At 42.8% G+C, this 16,819-nt stretch carries 18 protein-coding genes and 1 riboswitch; of the genes, 3 read left to right on the forward strand and 15 right to left on the reverse strand.

The window, feature by feature from the left end; all coding sequences use genetic code 11:
- Window positions 1-22: 22 nt before the first annotated feature.
- Window positions 23-111, forward strand: a riboswitch (TPP riboswitch).
- 131 nt (window positions 112-242) lie between these two features.
- The 3 genes from IE337_RS05660 to IE337_RS05670 are packed head-to-tail and all read left to right on the forward strand — an operon-like array spanning window position 243 to window position 2,864.
- Complete coding sequence (locus IE337_RS05660) at window positions 243-803, forward strand: ECF transporter S component (RefSeq protein ID WP_191136115.1); 561 nt, start codon at window positions 243-245, stop codon at window positions 801-803.
- Window positions 804-807: 4 nt separating this feature from the next.
- Window positions 808-2,211: an ABC transporter ATP-binding protein gene (locus IE337_RS05665; protein ID WP_191136116.1), complete on the forward strand. Its 1,404-nt coding sequence runs from the start codon at window positions 808-810 to the stop codon at window positions 2,209-2,211.
- A complete protein-coding gene (locus IE337_RS05670) occupies window positions 2,208-2,864 on the forward strand; it encodes an energy-coupling factor transporter transmembrane component T family protein (RefSeq protein WP_191136117.1) in 657 nt (218 codons plus the stop codon). Before IE337_RS05665 ends, IE337_RS05670 begins: the two co-directional genes overlap by 4 nt.
- A 49-nt stretch (window positions 2,865-2,913) precedes the next feature.
- On the opposite strand, the gene IE337_RS05675 is transcribed toward IE337_RS05670, so the two are convergent.
- From IE337_RS05675 to IE337_RS05745, 15 genes are all read right to left on the reverse strand, one after another.
- Complete coding sequence (locus IE337_RS05675; RefSeq protein WP_191136118.1) at window positions 2,914-3,654, reverse strand: class I SAM-dependent methyltransferase; 741 nt, start codon at window positions 3,652-3,654, stop codon at window positions 2,914-2,916.
- Window positions 3,655-3,738: 84 nt separating this feature from the next.
- Window positions 3,739-4,635 (reverse strand): phosphatase PAP2 family protein, encoded by an 897-nt coding sequence (locus IE337_RS05680; protein ID WP_191136119.1) that lies wholly within the window; start codon window positions 4,633-4,635, stop codon window positions 3,739-3,741.
- Window positions 4,636-4,736: 101 nt separating this feature from the next.
- Window positions 4,737-5,642: a phosphatase PAP2 family protein gene (locus IE337_RS05685; RefSeq protein ID WP_191136120.1), complete on the reverse strand. Its 906-nt coding sequence runs from the start codon at window positions 5,640-5,642 to the stop codon at window positions 4,737-4,739.
- A gap of 128 nt (window positions 5,643-5,770) precedes the next feature.
- Entirely contained in the window at window positions 5,771-6,625 is an 855-nt protein-coding gene (locus tag IE337_RS05690; protein ID WP_057744366.1) for an ABC transporter ATP-binding protein, read from the reverse strand.
- Between the two features lies 1 nt (window position 6,626).
- A complete protein-coding gene (locus tag IE337_RS05695; RefSeq protein ID WP_181405896.1) occupies window positions 6,627-7,313 on the reverse strand; it encodes an ABC transporter permease in 687 nt (228 codons plus the stop codon).
- Window positions 7,314-7,450: 137 nt separating this feature from the next.
- The gene (locus tag IE337_RS07925) at window positions 7,451-8,425 is read right to left on the reverse strand and encodes an LPXTG cell wall anchor domain-containing protein (protein ID WP_191136121.1); all 975 of its coding nucleotides are present in this window, start codon (window positions 8,423-8,425) and stop codon (window positions 7,451-7,453) included.
- A 230-nt stretch (window positions 8,426-8,655) separates the two neighbouring features.
- Entirely contained in the window at window positions 8,656-9,387 is a 732-nt protein-coding gene (locus IE337_RS05705) for a type I 3-dehydroquinate dehydratase (RefSeq protein ID WP_191136122.1), read from the reverse strand.
- Window positions 9,380-9,889 (reverse strand): shikimate kinase, encoded by a 510-nt coding sequence (locus IE337_RS05710; RefSeq protein ID WP_191136123.1) that lies wholly within the window; start codon window positions 9,887-9,889, stop codon window positions 9,380-9,382. The genes IE337_RS05705 and IE337_RS05710 overlap by 8 nt, the downstream gene beginning before the upstream one ends.
- Window positions 9,890-9,904: 15 nt before the next feature.
- The gene (gene aroA, locus IE337_RS05715) at window positions 9,905-11,191 is read right to left on the reverse strand and encodes a 3-phosphoshikimate 1-carboxyvinyltransferase (RefSeq protein WP_191136124.1); all 1,287 of its coding nucleotides are present in this window, start codon (window positions 11,189-11,191) and stop codon (window positions 9,905-9,907) included.
- A 1-nt stretch (window position 11,192) separates the two neighbouring features.
- Window positions 11,193-12,371 carry a chorismate synthase gene (gene aroC / locus IE337_RS05720; RefSeq protein ID WP_057744380.1) on the reverse strand — a complete coding sequence of 393 codons (1,179 nt, stop codon included), beginning with the start codon at window positions 12,369-12,371 and terminating at the stop codon, window positions 11,193-11,195.
- Window positions 12,372-12,374: 3 nt separating this feature from the next.
- Entirely contained in the window at window positions 12,375-13,442 is a 1,068-nt protein-coding gene (aroB, locus tag IE337_RS05725; RefSeq protein ID WP_191136125.1) for a 3-dehydroquinate synthase, read from the reverse strand.
- Window positions 13,429-14,430 (reverse strand): 3-deoxy-7-phosphoheptulonate synthase, encoded by a 1,002-nt coding sequence (aroF, locus tag IE337_RS05730; RefSeq protein ID WP_423841173.1) that lies wholly within the window; start codon window positions 14,428-14,430, stop codon window positions 13,429-13,431. The genes aroB and aroF overlap by 14 nt, the downstream gene beginning before the upstream one ends.
- Window positions 14,411-15,250 (reverse strand): shikimate dehydrogenase family protein, encoded by an 840-nt coding sequence (locus IE337_RS05735; protein ID WP_191136127.1) that lies wholly within the window; start codon window positions 15,248-15,250, stop codon window positions 14,411-14,413. Before IE337_RS05735 ends, aroF begins: the two co-directional genes overlap by 20 nt.
- 100 nt (window positions 15,251-15,350) lie before the next feature.
- Window positions 15,351-16,031 (reverse strand): VIT1/CCC1 transporter family protein, encoded by a 681-nt coding sequence (locus tag IE337_RS05740; protein ID WP_057744392.1) that lies wholly within the window; start codon window positions 16,029-16,031, stop codon window positions 15,351-15,353.
- Between the two features lie 12 nt (window positions 16,032-16,043).
- On the reverse strand, window positions 16,044-16,721 hold the full coding sequence (locus IE337_RS05745; protein WP_057744395.1) for a VIT1/CCC1 transporter family protein: 678 nt from the start codon (window positions 16,719-16,721) through the stop codon (window positions 16,044-16,046).
- Between the last annotated feature and the right edge of the window lie 98 nt (window positions 16,722-16,819).

Consider the following 16,819-nt stretch of genomic DNA (forward strand, 5'->3'; position numbering starts at 1 on the left):
CCGCTATACTAAGCGTAACGAATCAACCATGCTGGGGTGCCAAACGGCTGAGATAATACCCACAAACCTGATCCAGATAATACTGGCGGAGGAAGCTTGGTTTTGTTTACGCGCAACACCGCCCTTTTTATGGGCCTTTAATACTGTAAACAAAAACCGTAGTCAAACCTTTCAATAGTGTTTGATTACGGCTTTTTTGTCTCCACTGTTTGATTCGAATAACTTTAAGGAGGTTGCTTGTCATGCAGACATTGCAACAAAATAACACACGCTGGCATCTTAAAGATGTCATTTTCTTGGCTATTATCGCCATTTTCTTCGGAATCATTTACCAATTATGGGGTTATATGTACTACGCCCTTGCGGCGACCCCACTCAAACCATTTGCCAACGACCTCACTTTAGGAGTTTGGTTGATGGCTGGTCCCATGGCCGGCGTTTTACTTAAAAAAGTTGGCGCCACTTTCCTTGGTGAACTTTTAGCCGCAACTGTTGAAATGTTACTGTTCTCAAGTTGGGGTGTTTCAACGCTCTTATCTGGAAGCATTCAAGGACTCGGAAGCGAACTTGGCTTTGCAATCACCGGTTACAAAAACTGGGATAAAATAGGTCTTGCCTTTTCTGTCCTCACCTCAACCATTGTTACTTTTGGTTGGGATCTCTTTAGTAACGGCTATCTGCACTACCAACCTTTAATGTTGGTTGGCCTGTTCGCTGCCCGTTTGCTCTCAGTTGGCTTCTTTGCAGGTGTCTTGGTTTATTGGATTAAGCGCCTACTTGATCAAACCGGGTTAATGAAGTAAGCCCATGACTAAACTCGCTGTTGAAAATTTCAGTTTTCGCTATCGTGAGGATGGCCCTGAAGACTTGACACAGATTAATTGGACTCCCACGCCAGGTAGTTTCAATCTCTTAATTGGTTCGTCTGGTTCCGGAAAATCCACATTACTCAAGGCAATGACTGGCTTGTTACCTCAATTTGGTGGCGCTATCACTACCGGACAAATCACATTGGATGACTTGCCGATTGCCACTGTTGCCCCTTTTGAGCGTGCCAAACGGGTTGCCCTCTTGTTTCAAAATCCAAGCCGCCAATTTGCTATGGCAACGCCGGCTGATCAAATAACTTTTGCACTTGAAAACATCCAAACCGATGCTTCGCTGATTCCAGATCAAGTCGCCACAGCTTTAGCTGCCGTTGACATTTCGACGCTAGCCAACCAAAAGCTCATGACTTTGTCTGGCGGAGAAAAGCAAAAAGTTGCGCTAGCTACGATTTTAGCGTTAGGCAGTGAGTATATTTTATTAGATGAACCTTTCGCTAATGTTGATCCGCATGCTCGTCATGAACTTATGCATTTGCTTAAAACGCTTCAAATTGAGTATGGTAAAACCATCATCGTTGCAGATCATGACTTTTCCGGATACACCACTTTAGTTGATGAAGTCTATCAATTGTCTAACCATCAGCTCACGCAAACGGACGCCAGCGTCCTTAACGCATGTATTACGGCTAACCCAATTTTCCCAGCACCATCGCGCAACAACTTAAGCCCACTGGCTCTAATTGACGTGCACATTGACATGGCGGGACGTAATCTACTCCAATCAGCTAACTTTGCGCTGCCAGCCGGCCAACTTGGTTTATTATCCGGTGTCAATGGTAGTGGAAAATCAACTTTATTTGCTGCTATTACACACCAGCGTTCCTATCAGGGAAGCATTACATGGCAAGGACAAGACAGTCAAAAAATAAAACTAAAGCAATGGGCTCAGCTAGTTGGTCTGGTCTTCCAAGACGCCTTGGATCAATTCGTGGCCCTGACAGTTGCAGATGAACTAACCCTGTCACAACAGCACTCACACTTGCCTGATTACTGGACAGACGCACGCATTCAGCGTACTTTGACTCAGCTTAATTTAGCCGAACACACTAATGCTAATGTCTATCAATTATCAGGTGGTCAGCAAAAAAAACTACAGGTGCTAAGTATGCTGATCATGGGCCAACCCGTACTACTTTTAGATGAGCCCTTAGCTGGACTAGATATGGATTCAATGCACCAAGTGTTAGATTTAATTCAAACATCCTTACGCGACAATCAAATGAGTGCGCTAATGATTTCACATCAACGGATTGGGCTAAAGCCATATGTCGATTATGAGATTAATTTGCATGAACGCCACCTAGATACGGGAGGTACCCAATGACTTTAAATCCAAGTGTTTTACTGATTGTCCTCCTTGGCATCGGATTTCCCATGGCCTTTACTCAGTCAATTGTCGCCAATACTGTGGTTTGCTGTATCGCCCTATTGTATCTCATCACCCATCACGCTAATCTCAAAACGATTGGTTTAGTTACGTTGGTTTCATTACCACTTGCTTTGGGGACTGGGTGGTCATTTATCGCCTTTGGAACTGGCGACGTCTGGCAACAAGCATGGCTACAAGTCAGCCGTCTGTTTGCCTACTTGTTCTTGGGCATGACACTAACGCTTACAACCCAGGTGAAAGAGATGTTGCTCAGTTTTGTCTTACACCTGCATCTCTCACCAACCTTCGCCTACGGTTTGCTGGCTGCCTTTAATCTACTCCCACGCATCCAACGGCAAGTTAAAATAATTCGGTATTCTGCGAATTTACGTGGCATCACTTACCACCTATGGCAGCCTCAATTGTATTTCAAAGCCATTTTAAGTGCGATTCAATGGTCTGACGATCTTGCCCAAGGCATGGCTTCTCATGGATTTTCAGAAGGTTTCCCTCGGACAATGACTTACCAAGATAAGTTACCCAAATGGCAATGGCTCCTAGCTGGTCTACTCATTCTAATTTACTTGTTGTTGTCACTTTTTCTATAGATTAAAAAACAACACGTTAAAAAAGCGCCCTTGCTCAAAGGGCGCTTTTTTAATTGTCTGACTTTTCGGCGGAAATAATTAACATCATTGGGCGCCGTAATTCATCGCGCATCCCTGGTTGGCCCAACATGTGTTCTGGTGGCGTTGGTTCAATCACGTGTTGGAGTGCAAAACCATTTTTAAGTAATGTTTCAAGGTAGGTCGTCAAAGTCCGGTGGTATTTTTTGACATCTGAACCGAGAAAATGCGTTTCGCGTTGACCCTCAACAAAATAATTATCGACTGGGAAATGATCAATTTCACCCGCGTCATTTTTGACCCAATCCTCTGATCCTTCAGCCGTAAAAAGAGGATGTTCCACGGTAAAAATTAATTGTCCCTGCGGCTTTAACATTCGGTACATTTTTTGAACTAATTGGTCGTAATCAGCCACGTAGTGAAGTGCCAAAGAACTCAAAATCACATCAAATTCTCCATCAGTAAACTTAATGCTCTCGGCATCACCTAACTCGTATTGCACGATATCAGGATAATGATTCTTAGACTGCGCCACATCTAACATCCTTTGTGCTGGATCAATTCCGATAACAGAAGCTGCGCCATGCTCAGCACAATATTGACAGTGCCAACCATATCCACATCCAATATCTAAGACTGCTTTACCTTCAAAATCTGGCAAAATTGACGCCAACGCCTCCCATTCACCAGCTCCTGCTAACCCCTCAACACTGCGCTGCATCTGACTATAAGCATCAAAAAATATCTCTTCATCATAAATTGATTTTTCCATTTGCATCATTTCCTCCAAATCGACTATTCATTGCGCCTATTGTAGCATAAAAAAAAGACCACGCCAGTTGCGCAGCCGTAGCATTTAACGTTTCATTGACTTTATGTGCTGGTGGATTTCCCACATCACATAAATTATCATAAATGTTAAACAAGTCGAAAAAGTGACATCGGTTAAAAAATGAGCACCAACCCGCACACGTGATAAATCAACGATTACTGCAATGCCGATACCACCGAACCACCAAAATTTACGCCAGTTTCCATTCGCAAACCATGCTAAAACAACTGTCAATGCTGCTGCCATAGCATGTCCAGATGGAAATGATTTGTGTCCATTAGCACCATTCATCGTATACCAATTGGTAAAGCGAGCGCCATTATGGATTATTTCATACGGACGCGCCCTTCCCCAGGCGTTTTTCAAAGCACCATTTACTGACATCGCCATCAATACCGTTACTGTCGCAAAAATAGCTACCAAAAGTAGGGCTTCCAGTTGTTGTATCGATTTTTGTTTAAGCCATCGTTGTGTCAAAGTTGTAAATATTACAAAAACAATCGCCGTCAAGGTAAAGGTTAGTCCTGGACTGAAGGGACTCGCTTGCACATCACTGTTGGCAACACCGATGGGCTGCCCGCTTTTTATATTATGAATGATGGCACCGCCATAACTCAAAAGTTCCTTTAACCCTTTTTGGGTTTGCCACAGGATTAAGGCACCACTGCCCACCACCAAGCTACCCGAAAAGAGACGATTATTGCTGACACGCCATGCATAAGCGAGTCCAATTTCTCCACTCACCATAAGCACTAGATACATGGGCAGAATCCCAATCATTTGAAAGATAGCACCAAACCAACTCTTTTGATCCATAACCGTATGACTGATTTCTAAATCAAATGCGGTTCCAAATGACATAATCAGAATAAATAGGACTGCTGCTAGACCAAAGATTTGGTATTGCTTCTTTATTGACATCACAAGCTCCATTCGGATTTTATTTTACTCTATGTTATAAGAAAATCCCTGGTTATGGCAAGACAAAAAAAATGCGCTAAGGAAACCTAGCGCTTTTGTCCTTATTCTAATTGATTCGATGACGCAATCACCGTTTTGTATAATTCCCAGATAATATAAATAATCAAGAAAGTTAAGAAACCTGAAAAGACCGTATCACTCATAAAGTGCGCACCAATCCGAACCCGAGAAACGTACATCAGAGCTGCATAACCGATGCCAAATCCCCATATATACCGGTGCCATTTACCAGTGGTAAACCACGCAAAAACAATCATAAGTGTCGCCGCCATTGAGTGACCCGAAGGAAATGATAGATGCCCATTCGGTCCATTGATTTGATACCACGCAGTAAAATCACTCTGCGTCGTGTTTAATTCATATGGTCGGACTCGTCCCCACGCTTGTTTTAAAGCAATATTCGCTTCATATGCAAGTAGCACGGTTAACGAAGCAAATACGCTAACAATTAGCAATTGCTTGATCTGTTGGGCTGTCTTATGGTAAAGCCAATACTGTAACAAGAGCGTTACCACAATATACGTAAAAATTAAGATAGCGTACGTAATGACAAGATTGAGACCAGCTTCACTACTATCGCTATTGGCCAAACCAATTGGTCGATGACGATGCACATTATCCTGAATGGCTAGTGAATAGCTCTCAATTTCAGATAAATATTTTTGTAACTGCCAAATTGATAAGGCAAATCCGCCTATCACTAAACTACCTGAAAACAAGCCATTCACGCGATTCCGTAAACCATACGCCATCGCAATTTCACCACTTAAGACAAGCACCATATAAACAGGAAACTCGCCTAGTGTCTGGAAAAGTGTGCCAAAAATACTATTATAATCAATAAAATGGCGACTAATTTGTAAATCCCAACACCCTGCAATTATCATTAACACGACAAAAATACTTGTCGCTGCAATAAACCATCGTTTTTGTTCTGCAACACTCATCGCGTCCACTCCCTCTTGATTCACCACTCTACTACGCTTTTTATTATGGCAGGTTGATGTAAATCTGGTGTAAATATTAGGTAAAGAAAAACGCTAGCGTCTCACGACACTAGCGTTTTTTCATATATTTATTTATCCGAAAAAGCAATATCGGCTAAATGCTGGTGATCTTGCCAGAAACCAGTCAATGAAAGATGCTGTTCCAAAATCTTCATAATCAAATCTGATATTGGCAACTCATCTGATAATGCAATGACCACCTGACCGTCAGTCTTTGACACAATCTCTACTTGTGGAACTTGTGTCAAGAACGTCACCAGGTTGGCAGCATCATCAGTGGTAAAGACATAATGATTTTGGGCCAAGCTGTCAGCTTCCAAATCTTGCATTGTCCCTGATTGATCAATCTTACCATTGCGTAAAATATACAAATAATCACTATTTGTTTCAAGCTCGGTCATATTATGTGAAGTCAATAAAACACCCTTACCTTGCTTGGCTAATTGCATAACCAATCCCAACATGACCTTAGCTGAAGGTACATCTACCCCCGACGTTGGCTCATCAAAGATATAAGTGTCAAAATCACCCACATAAGCTTGGACAAAGCTAATTTTTTTCTTCATTCCGAAAGAGTACGTGCTTATTTTTTTATTCAAGTCGTTACTGATTTCTAACACGTCGGCAATATGCACCGCATCTTTATAATCAGCTTTCTTGATTTTACACATATATTTAAGAAAGGCTTTCCCGGTCATTTCCGCATACAAATTATCGGCATCCGGCATAACTGAAACTGTACCATGATCGATGTCACCAGATGTTGGGCGGAAATAACCACTGATTAAACCAATAATGGTTGATTTTCCAGCACCATTTGGACCAACAATAGCGGTAATTTTACCGTCAGCAATCTTAAGATTAATATCATCTAAGACCACTTTGCTTTTAAAACGTTTATTAACATGTGTCAGTTCAATCATGCTACACCTCTTTTCGACTGAAAATCAAACCGCCTAGGACCGTAAATGCAACACTTAGAGCCAAAACTGATGCAATGCTGCCCCAATTAGCTGGTTCCAAGTAACCAAACGGTGTTAGCTTTAAAATGAAATTAATGATGTTATTTGGTTGGAGCATATTAATTAACGCCAAAATAGGCAAAACGATTCCCACAATTGCTGCTGTAAAAACACTTAACTTTTCTTGATTAAAGAGGCTTGAAATCAGCATCAATAAGGCTGCTACATACAAGAAAGTAACGAATAACATGGTGATATCGAGCCAAGGCAATTTGAACGTCTGCCGGTAAATCAAGACAAAGCCAATTGAGACGATACTCAATAAAATGAGATAAACGAATATGGCTAAGAATTTAGCCACATAAATCTTGACGCGTGAGACATACGGCACGATAAATCGAATCGTTTGTCGATCCACTTCCCCAGAAACAATTCCGCCAAATAAAGCTCCAGCAATCAATAAGCCAAAGATGAGCAACATCACATCAACAGAACCGAATAACGGTAATTGACTTGGATCAGGGTTCACAACAAAAACTGTCTTATTTTTTGCAATTACATAAGCTAACCCTAGAAAAACAATATAAACAAAAATGTTTTTTTTCGTTTTAAAGGCATCCAAAAAATCTTTTTTAAATATTTGCCACATAGTACTTCTCCACCTCTCATAGCGTGACTTCATTATAACATGTTCAGGTTTGACTTCTATGCGCCATAAAGATGCCTAAAGTCTCCAGCTAAAAAAACGGGACAACTCAAAATTGAGTTATCCCGTTTTTACGTTAATTAACCACGCTTCTTCAATCCGAATCCAACTGCACCCAATTCAGCTAATAGCGCTGCACCGGCAACTGCAAGACCATTTTGTTGGTCTGACCCTGTGTTAGGCAAAGTCTTGGCGTTTGAACCATGGAACTTTTCCATGCGAGTTTGTGCTTGTGTTGAAACAACTGCGTTTGATTGCTTAGTAGCAGTTGAACCAGCATGCTTGGTGTCAGTAGTTGCACCAGTGTTAGCTTCAATCGCTTCATCGGCATCAATATCTTCGTCTTCATCAAGGAGGTCCGTTTCAAAACCATTAATGTATTCTTCGAAATCATCTAACAAATCGTTAAAATCATCATCATCAATATCATACTTCTCAACATAATCAAGAAGGGCATTGTATGCATCGATTGGATCATCATAGAATTCCTTCAAAAATGCATCATACTGTGCATCTGACATATCCAAATCAGGATTCTTCGCCAACAATTGTGTAAGTTTATTATTCAAGTTTTCCAAATAATCTGATGACTTGTTGTACATTGCATCATCATCACGCTTTGCTGCAACAGTTGCCTTTGGTTGAGTAACCTTTGGTGTTACAGTTGCCTTTGGTGCAACTGGCTTTACAGTTGCTTTTGGTGCAACAGTCTTTGGTGCTTCTGTTGTTGCAGTTGCATCAGTCTTTGGTGCTTCTGTTGTTGCAGTTGCATCAGCCTTTGGTGCTTCTGTTGTTGCAGTTGCATCAGCCTTTGGTGCTTCTGTTGTTGCAGTTGCATCGGCCTTTGGTGCTTCTGTTGTTGCAGTTGCATCAGTCTTTGGTGCAGTCTGGTTCAAAACAACAGTGTTACCTGTTGTTGATGTTGTTGCAGGAGCAACTTGTGTTGTTGCTGGTGTTGATACCTTAACATCATCAGCGTGTGCATCAGTTGTACCTTCAGTTGCAACAACTGCAGCAAGTGCAGCTGAGGCAAACAATAATTGCTTTTTAGTCATGATTTTCTCCTAAACCGAATAAATAAATCCATTGCATTAATACTTAAGGTAATTTTAACAAATTGATTGAATAAGTCAATCGTATATGTCAAATTTTACAAACAAAACACAGTCACTTATATAATATTAGTATCCATTAAGTCATTAATTTGCATTCATATTCGCAATATAATCAGATTAGCATCGCTTTTGTTACAAAATGTCACAAAATATAGCTATTAAACTTTAATCTATTTTTCATTCATATTCAATGCTTTGCATAAGTCTGACAAGCTTAACTGTCCTGCCGCTGAGGCTTTAGTTAAACTAGCAAACGTTAATTGCGAGCCATATTGGTAACCAATTGTACGAGAGCGTTGACCAGCCGCGCCCATGCCCATAGTAATTAACGGTTTGTCAGTTCCCAATGAAATCGCTCGCGTTGCAGTTAATAAAGCGTCTGTTTCAGTGCTAGTCTGCACATCTTCCGCAAACTTAACTACATCCACTGGTAGCTTTACAAGCTCTGCCAAAATATTTTGAACATCAGCTTGAGCCGGGCCTAAACAATGTTTTGACCCAATCACGGTCACCTGATTTTGATACGCCAATGTGCGAAGGTCATGCATCACACCCAAATGCGCCACCTCAATATCAATCGCACTAGCACCGTTGGTGATCGCTAATTGGTTCAATTGGCGATACAGGTTTTGATCAAACGCCGTTAAACCACCTTCATCTTGTGTGCGATAGGTTACTAGAACCGGCTTATTAAATTGTCCTAAAAGTTGAGGCATTAATTTAATTAAGTCTGCAAAAAAATGCCAAGCATCGATACGCCATTCTATAACGTCGGCTTGGCATTGGTTAAATTGTGTAATTTGCGCCTGAAACATAGTGGCATCTTCCACTAGTAATGGCACCGCAATCAAAGGTCGCCGTGCTTTTGCTTGAGCAGAACCAATTTGTAACGATTTAGACATGGGGCAACTCCTGTTGAATTTCTGTGACAATCGCTTTTGGTGTGCGATTATCAACCGGCTGCACGAGGCTTGCCACCTCTTGATACTTGGCCAACCGTGCTTGATAAAGTTCCACCACATCACGGAAAGATTTCTCAGATAGAATAGGCCGGGTAACATCCCCCATCAACCGTTCTGCCACAGTACCAAAGTGGGCATCTAAATAAATGACCGGAACTTGCGTTGCTTTTAACAGCTTTAGATTCTCTGGTTGCTCAACAATGCCACCTCCAGTCGCTAAAATGCCCTGCGGTTCAGCTAGCGCTTGTTCTAACACGGCGTGTTCTTGCAAACGAAACGCCATCTCGCCTGCTTGTGCAAAAATTGCACCAGGTGTTTGTTGTGTCTGTTGCTGGATGAGGACATCTGTATCATAAAATGGTATATCCAAAGTTTCTGCCAGTGCTTGACCCACCGTCGTTTTGCCGGCACCCATGAATCCGATTAATATTGCTGTTAACATCACATGCCCTCTCAATCATAATTGTGCCAAGTCGTTGAAGAAAGTTGGATAAGAAATCGCAACTGACTCTGCCCCATCAAGCGTTAATGCGCCCTCTGTCAACAATGCGGCAACTGCTAACATCATCCCAATCCGATGATCGCCGTGACTCCGAACGACTGTTGGTTCCGCAACGTGTAATGGTGTTGGCCCAGTAATACTGAAACCATCTGGCAAGGCCGTCACTTGCGCCCCAAGTCGATTCAATTCTGTCGTCACCGCATCAATGCGGTCCGTCTCTTTAACGCGCAACTCTTCTGCCCCTGTAATTGTGGTGACCCCTTCTGCTTGCGTTGCTGCTAGAACTAGCAAGGGGAGTTCATCAATCACCGCCGGAATATCGTTTTTCGTTACGTCGATACCTCGCAATGATTGCGTCTGCACTAATACATCTCCGATTGGTTCGCCACTTGTTTGGTGCATTTGAACTGGTATATCAGCCCCCATGCGCTTTAGTAACTGAATCAGACCTGTGCGGGTTGGATTTAGACCTATTTCTGATAATGCTAATTGACTGTCAGGAACCAACACCCCAGCAACTAGCCAGAAAGCTGCTGAAGAAAAGTCACCTGGGACCGTCACATCAGCTGGAGATAGGCTTTGCGCCACTGGCACGAGCAATGTGTTGTCCTGTCGTTTTAAAGTCACCCCAAAAGTGGTTAACATGCGTTCAGTGTGGTCTCTGGTCGCAATCGGTTCAGTAATCCGCGTCATTTGATCGGCCTGTAGGCCTGCCAAAATTAACGCACTTTTTACTTGAGCCGATGCGACCGGCAAGGTGTATGTAATGCCGTGTAGTGTCTGATTTGGTGCTAACTGAATCGGTAAGCCTGTGGCAGGTGTCACAGGACGTAAGCCCATTTTTTCGAGTGGTTTTAAGACCCGTCCCATAGGCCGTTTTTGCAGACTCGCATCGCCAATCATATCAATGTGAAATGGCTGTTTTGCAAGAACGCCTAAACTCAATCTTAGCGTGGTACCAGAATTACCAAAGTCAAGTGGTTGGTCAGTGGCTCTTAAATGCGCAACGCCTGGACTCACAATGACCGTGTCTTCACCGCTTGTTTCAATCGTCACGCCTAGTTGTCGGTACACTTGCATTGTCGATTGCACATCGTCAGCCATCAACAAATGGCGAACCTTTGATGTCCCTCTAGCCATGCTTCCCAACATAATCGCACGATGTGAAATACTCTTATCACCAGGAACTTGGATCATTCCTTTTAAATGGCTACGCTTACTTGGTAATTGTTGTTGTGTCATTCTAAAATTCTTTCAATTCGGTACGATACTGGTCTACCTGCGCTTTAAAACGCACCAATTGATCAGCATCAAATTTATCTAGCATTGCTTGTGCTAACGTAATTGCCACCATTGCTTCAGCAATAACAGCTGCTGTAGGTACTGCCGTTGTGTCAGAGCGTTCAATTGAAGCACGATCCGTTTCGTGTGTGGCAATGTTAACACTTTCCATTGGCCGATAAAGCGTTGGAATTGGTTTAACAACCCCTTTCACGACAATTGGCTCCCCAGTCGTCATCCCCCCTTCAAAACCACCTAAATGATTTGAAGTTCGGAAAAAGCCTCGATCAGCTTGCCAGCCAATTTCATCCATCACCTCACTACCAAATGCCTCAGCATTCGCAAAACCACCACCAAATTCAACCCCTTTGAAAGCATTGATGCTGACAATGGCTTGCGCAATGCGACTGTCTAGTTTGGTGTTAGCTGCTACATACGACCCCAATCCAGCTGGTACGCCAGTTGCAATCACTTCGACCGTACCACCCACAGTATTGCGATCACGTTTCGTTTGATCAATCAATTCGCGCATAGCTTGATCAGTTTCAGCATCCAGTGTACGTGTTTCAAATTGTTCGCTTTGTGCTCGCAAAGCAGTTAGGTCCGCGAAATCAGTGAGTTGTTCAAGCGGTGTCCGCACCGGGCCAATATTAACAACAAAGCCATGTACATCAATCCCAACTTCTGCTAATAATGTCTTTGCAACAGCACCCACGGCCACTCGCATGACCGTTTCACGTGCGGAGGAACGTTCCAACACATTACGCAAATCATTCGCATGCCCATACTTCATACCACCCACCAAATCGGCATGACCAGGACGTGGTCGCAATACTTTACGTGTACTGTTTTCCGGTGTCTCTGCAATATTAGGGTCCATAATATCCGCCCAATTATTGTGATCTCGATTATGCACGTTTAGCGTAATTGGTGAACCTAATGTTTGTTGATGCCGCACCCCACCTAAAATAGCCACGGTATCGTGCTCAATTTGCTGACGGGCACCACGTCCATATCCCTTTTGGCGTCGTTGCAACTGTTGATTAATCATGTCCGCCGTCAAAGTTAGTCCAGCTGGGATGCCTTCAATTATTGCCATTTCTTCTGGACCATGGCTTTCACCAGCCGTCATATAGCGCATGTATTAATATCCTTTCACAAATGCTTCTAATTTTCGAACATCTTTTTTCACGATAATCGGTTCACCCACTTGGGCTAGCCCAATGAAATTAATCCGATCATCTGTTCTTTTTTTATCACGTTTCACTAAATCAAAGAATTCGTCTTGTCCAATGTATTCGGAAAAAACGGGTAGGCCAACGGCCAAAAGGCGGCTAGTAATTTGATCACTCACCCCAGCCTGGGTATACCCATCACGTTCCAAACGGTCGGTAATTGCAACCATTCCAATTGAAATCGCTTCCCCATGTCGCAAATCACCATGCGCCATCAACTCAATCGCATGACCAAATGTATGCCCAAAATTAAGGATTTGACGCTGATTGTGATCAAATTCATCTTGGACGACAATATCACGCTTATAGTTTAGTGACGCTTCAATCACCGGTACTAATTTACTCTTCAAATCAGCCACCGATTGAATTGAACCAGTTAATTCAGCAAAGTCGCCTCCCGCTAATAAACTCATCTTAACAGATTCAGCGTAGCCTTCAACAAGATCACGATCAGATAAGGTCGTTAAAAATGCAGGGTCAACTAAGACAAAGTCAGGTTGATAGAACGTCCCCATTACATTCTTCACTTCACCTAAATTAACAGCCGTCTTGCCACCAATACTAGCGTCAACTTGCGCTGTCATCGAGGTTGGTACTTGGATGAGCCCTATTCCGCGCATATAAAGTGAAGCAACCATACCAGCTAGGTCCGTAATAACACCACCACCCAGCGCAATAACGCCATCTGAGCGAGTGAAATGGTCATGACTCATTTGCTTCACAATAGTCTGGACGAGTTCAATACTCTTTGATGCTTCACCTGGTGCCACAACAGCAGTACTAACTGTAAAACCAGCATCGCGTAATTTTTTGACAACGGCTTTCAAATAGATATCCGCCACGTTCATATCGGAAATAACAATCACTTTACGTGGTGACCAAAGCTGACTCACCTTTGTCCCAATCGCATTACTTCCACCATTTTCTAAATCAATTTGATAAGGGTGCTCTTTTACATTCACATCAATCATCTGCATGTGTCTCCTTTACTATCGTTTTAATGGCCTTGGCTTTTTGCATGATGTCTTTTAATTCGTTTGGCGTTAAAGCTTGAGCACCATCTACGAGCGCCTTTTCCGGCTGATCATGAATTTCAATCATTAATCCTTGCGCTCCTGCTGCGACACCTGCCAAAGCTAGCGGCTGAACGAGGCTTCGTTTACCAGCGGCGTGTGATGGATCAACTAATACAGGTAAATGTGTGAGTTGTTGCAGAACCGGTACCGCCGCAACATCAAACGTATTACGCGTATATTTATTATCAAAAGTTCGAATCCCACGTTCAATCAGGAAAACATTAGGATTGCCAGCGGCTAAAATATACTCAGCTGCGTTGAGTAAGTCATCAATGGTTGCTGACATCCCACGCTTTAAACCTACTGGCTTTACCTGCTGTCCCAATTGCTTCAATAAGCTGAAGTTTTGCATGTTACGCGCGCCAACTTGAAAGATATCTGTATAGTGATCAATTAAATCAAAATCACGCGTATCCATAATTTCAGTCATCATATCTAAGCCAAATTGATCTGCTGCCTGACGGTGTTCTTTCAGACCACTTTCACCATATCCTTGAAAACTATATGGATTTGTTCGAGGCTTAAATGAACCCCCACGTAAAATGGTTGCTCCAGTTGCTTTGACCGCTTGAGCCATAGCGTCAATATGTGTTTGGCTTTCGACTGAATCAGGGCCAGCAATTAGCGTGAAATTTTCTCCACCAATTTGACTATGCGCTGTTTGAATTACCGTATCCTCTGGATGCCATTGACGCGAAGCACGTAAGGCCGTTGGCGCAACTGTCATCACTTGTGCTGTTTTTGGTAAAGTGAGTGTTTGTAATACCGCTGAACTCGTTAAACCAAGTTGCGTTTGGTGGTCATAAATAATGTATTCATTTGGAGATTGCGTCTTAAGTTGTGTATAGAGCGCTTCCGCGCTATCGTTATCAGGCATTTTTATGATTATCATTTTGCGCTACTCCCATTTCTTTCATCAGTGTTAACAAATCCGGCTGATATCCGGTCCAACTTTTCTGGCTTAGGCAGCCTTGTCCAACCAACATGGCTAATCCATTGAAATTTTCGCGATGACACTCCTGTGCCAAGCGCATTAACGGTGTCACCATATGATTATATTTTAAATCGATAATATTAACTTGAGCTTGCGTTGCTCGCATTTGTTTCTCCGACAAAATTGTCTGATCATCGTGCATACCAACCGTTGTTGCATCAACAATAACACTCATTTGATTTAATACCGCATCAATTTGCATTAAATCGTCGAGTGGTTGTTCTAATAATGTTTGCGTAACTTTAGCATACTCATCAAAATGATCACTAGGTCGATTTGCCACCGTTAACGTAACATCACTGGGTTTAGCAGCCATAATCGCTCTTGCAGCACCACCACAACCAATTAATAAAACATGCTGTCCGGTCAACACCCCAATTTGATATTGGAGGGCTAACCAAAAACCCTTTCCATCGGTGGTATCGCCGATTAAACGCCCGTGCTTATCCCGGTAAACAGTATTCACCGCCTGGGTCTTCTGCGCTAATGGCGTTACTTCGTCTAGTTTTGCCATAATGGCTTGTTTATATGGCGTTGTGACATTCGCACCATTTAAATCAGCTAATATGGGCTGAATCGCAACGTCAAAATCAGTCGGATTAATATCATATAAGGCATAGTTAGCCGCCACATGCGCCTTTGCAAATGCTAAATTTTGCAATCTTGGTGATAAAGAATGTGCAATTTGCGACCCAATTAAACCGTATTGTTGCATGACGCTCTATGCCTACTCTCTTCTTTAGTGTAAGTACTATTATAACAAATTCACCGACAATAATAAAAAAGCATTCAACGGTTTACCGCTGAATGCTTTTTTAAAAGAACGTCCCAATCCCAAAATGAATCGCAATAGTGATTAACCCCAACACGATATTGCGAATAATTGCTCGCCCAGGTAAACCGTGTCCTAAACGTGCACTTAACCAACCCGTCAATCCAACTGCAACAACAGTTGCCAAAATAGTCATCGGATATTTTAGAGGTAAAGGACTCAACCACATCGCCACAAGTGGAAAAACGCCACCTGCAGCTGCACTAAATAGTGACGAAAACGCCGCTTCTACAGGGCTAACGTAGTGTCCCAACTTAATATTGTATTTACATTGGAGAATAGTTTCTAATGGTGCTTTCTGCATTAAATCGGTAGCGATGGCGGCCGCAGTCTGCTTCGTGACACCACGATTAACAAAAAATTGGCTAATATCGTTGGCGACTGCGTCAGGATTTTGCGCCAAACGATCTTTTTCGCGAGCCACAACCACTTTTTCTGAATCAGACTGCGCACTCACTGATGCGTATTCACCTGAAGCCATAGATAGCGCACAGGCAAACAAGTCAGCCACCGCCGCAACCATAATTGTAAATTGATTAGTCGTCGCAGCACCTACAGAAAAAATGACACCAACCACGGTTAAAATACCATCATTTGACCCCAAAACACCTGCGCGAACTGCATTCAATTTCTCTTCCATTGTCATCTGCGTATTCTTTTTCATTGTTGTTCACCCCTATCGTCCCATCAAACGACCAATTAAGAACGTTACTAGCATTGTAAACATCCCCGCAACAACATTGCGTAACGTTCCTTTCCAACGGTCCACGCCAGAAAACTGTGCCGCTGTATATCCCGTGATTGCCAGTGCCATCACAACAGCGATCGCCGTACCCTGAATACGCCATTTAGGAAGTAGCAACCAGATTGAAAGCATTGGTAAAACAGACCCCAATGGAAATGAAAGCATTGATGCCACAGCCGCTCCCATTGCCGAAACTTCATGGTGCAACGTAAAGCCGTGTCGTTCACGAACAGTGGTCCCCAACGCATCTTGATCCATCATTTCTTGTGTTGCTTGGTTTGCTAACGCTGGTTCAATACCTAATTTTTCATACCTATCAGCGACAAAATCAAATTCCTGCTGATACCGCGTTGCTAGGGCGTGTGCTTGTTCTTGTTCAGCTCGAATTTGTGCATCATTTTGTGAATGTACCGAGACATACTCACCCATCGCCATTGACACAGTTCCAGCTAGAGCTCCGCCAAAACCAGCAATTAAAATGGCAAAAGTATTTGCAGTTGCCCCCGCAACCCCAATCACAATCCCGGAAATCGATAAAATGCCGTCGTTTGCCCCCATTACAGCAGCCCGCATGATATTGTTACGTTGTGCTAAATCTAGTTTTCCCATCACAATTCCCTCCCGTCTAACTTAGAATCATTATAATTTAGAATGATTCTAAAGTCAAATGCGTACAAAAAAAGAACCAGCAAAACTGATTCTTTTTA

Origin of the sequence: Weissella viridescens (genome assembly GCF_014789145.1) — a bacterium.
Lineage (GTDB): Bacteria > Bacillota > Bacilli > Lactobacillales > Lactobacillaceae > Weissella > Weissella viridescens.

Excerpts from the sequence above, each read along its gene's own strand:
- IE337_RS05660 (WP_191136115.1), top strand. The coding sequence starts at position 243 with ATGCAGACATTGCAACAAAATAACACACGCTGGCATCTTAAAGATGTC.
- IE337_RS05665 (WP_191136116.1), top strand. The coding sequence starts at position 808 with ATGACTAAACTCGCTGTTGAAAATTTCAGTTTTCGCTATCGTGAGGAT.
- IE337_RS05670 (WP_191136117.1), top strand. The coding sequence starts at position 2,208 with ATGACTTTAAATCCAAGTGTTTTACTGATTGTCCTCCTTGGCATCGGA.
- IE337_RS05675 (WP_191136118.1), bottom strand. The coding sequence starts at position 3,654 with ATGGAAAAATCAATTTATGATGAAGAGATATTTTTTGATGCTTATAGT.
- IE337_RS05680 (WP_191136119.1), bottom strand. The coding sequence starts at position 4,635 with ATGTCAATAAAGAAGCAATACCAAATCTTTGGTCTAGCAGCAGTCCTA.
- IE337_RS05685 (WP_191136120.1), bottom strand. The coding sequence starts at position 5,642 with ATGAGTGTTGCAGAACAAAAACGATGGTTTATTGCAGCGACAAGTATT.
- IE337_RS05690 (WP_057744366.1), bottom strand. The coding sequence starts at position 6,625 with ATGATTGAACTGACACATGTTAATAAACGTTTTAAAAGCAAAGTGGTC.
- IE337_RS05695 (WP_181405896.1), bottom strand. The coding sequence starts at position 7,313 with ATGTGGCAAATATTTAAAAAAGATTTTTTGGATGCCTTTAAAACGAAA.
- IE337_RS07925 (WP_191136121.1), bottom strand. The coding sequence starts at position 8,425 with ATGACTAAAAAGCAATTATTGTTTGCCTCAGCTGCACTTGCTGCAGTT.
- IE337_RS05705 (WP_191136122.1), bottom strand. The coding sequence starts at position 9,387 with ATGTCTAAATCGTTACAAATTGGTTCTGCTCAAGCAAAAGCACGGCGA.
- IE337_RS05710 (WP_191136123.1), bottom strand. The coding sequence starts at position 9,889 with ATGTTAACAGCAATATTAATCGGATTCATGGGTGCCGGCAAAACGACG.
- aroA (WP_191136124.1), bottom strand. The coding sequence starts at position 11,191 with ATGACACAACAACAATTACCAAGTAAGCGTAGCCATTTAAAAGGAATG.
- aroC (WP_057744380.1), bottom strand. The coding sequence starts at position 12,371 with ATGCGCTATATGACGGCTGGTGAAAGCCATGGTCCAGAAGAAATGGCA.
- aroB (WP_191136125.1), bottom strand. The coding sequence starts at position 13,442 with ATGCAGATGATTGATGTGAATGTAAAAGAGCACCCTTATCAAATTGAT.
- IE337_RS05735 (WP_191136127.1), bottom strand. The coding sequence starts at position 15,250 with ATGCAACAATACGGTTTAATTGGGTCGCAAATTGCACATTCTTTATCA.
- IE337_RS05740 (WP_057744392.1), bottom strand. The coding sequence starts at position 16,031 with ATGAAAAAGAATACGCAGATGACAATGGAAGAGAAATTGAATGCAGTT.
- IE337_RS05745 (WP_057744395.1), bottom strand. The coding sequence starts at position 16,721 with ATGGGAAAACTAGATTTAGCACAACGTAACAATATCATGCGGGCTGCT.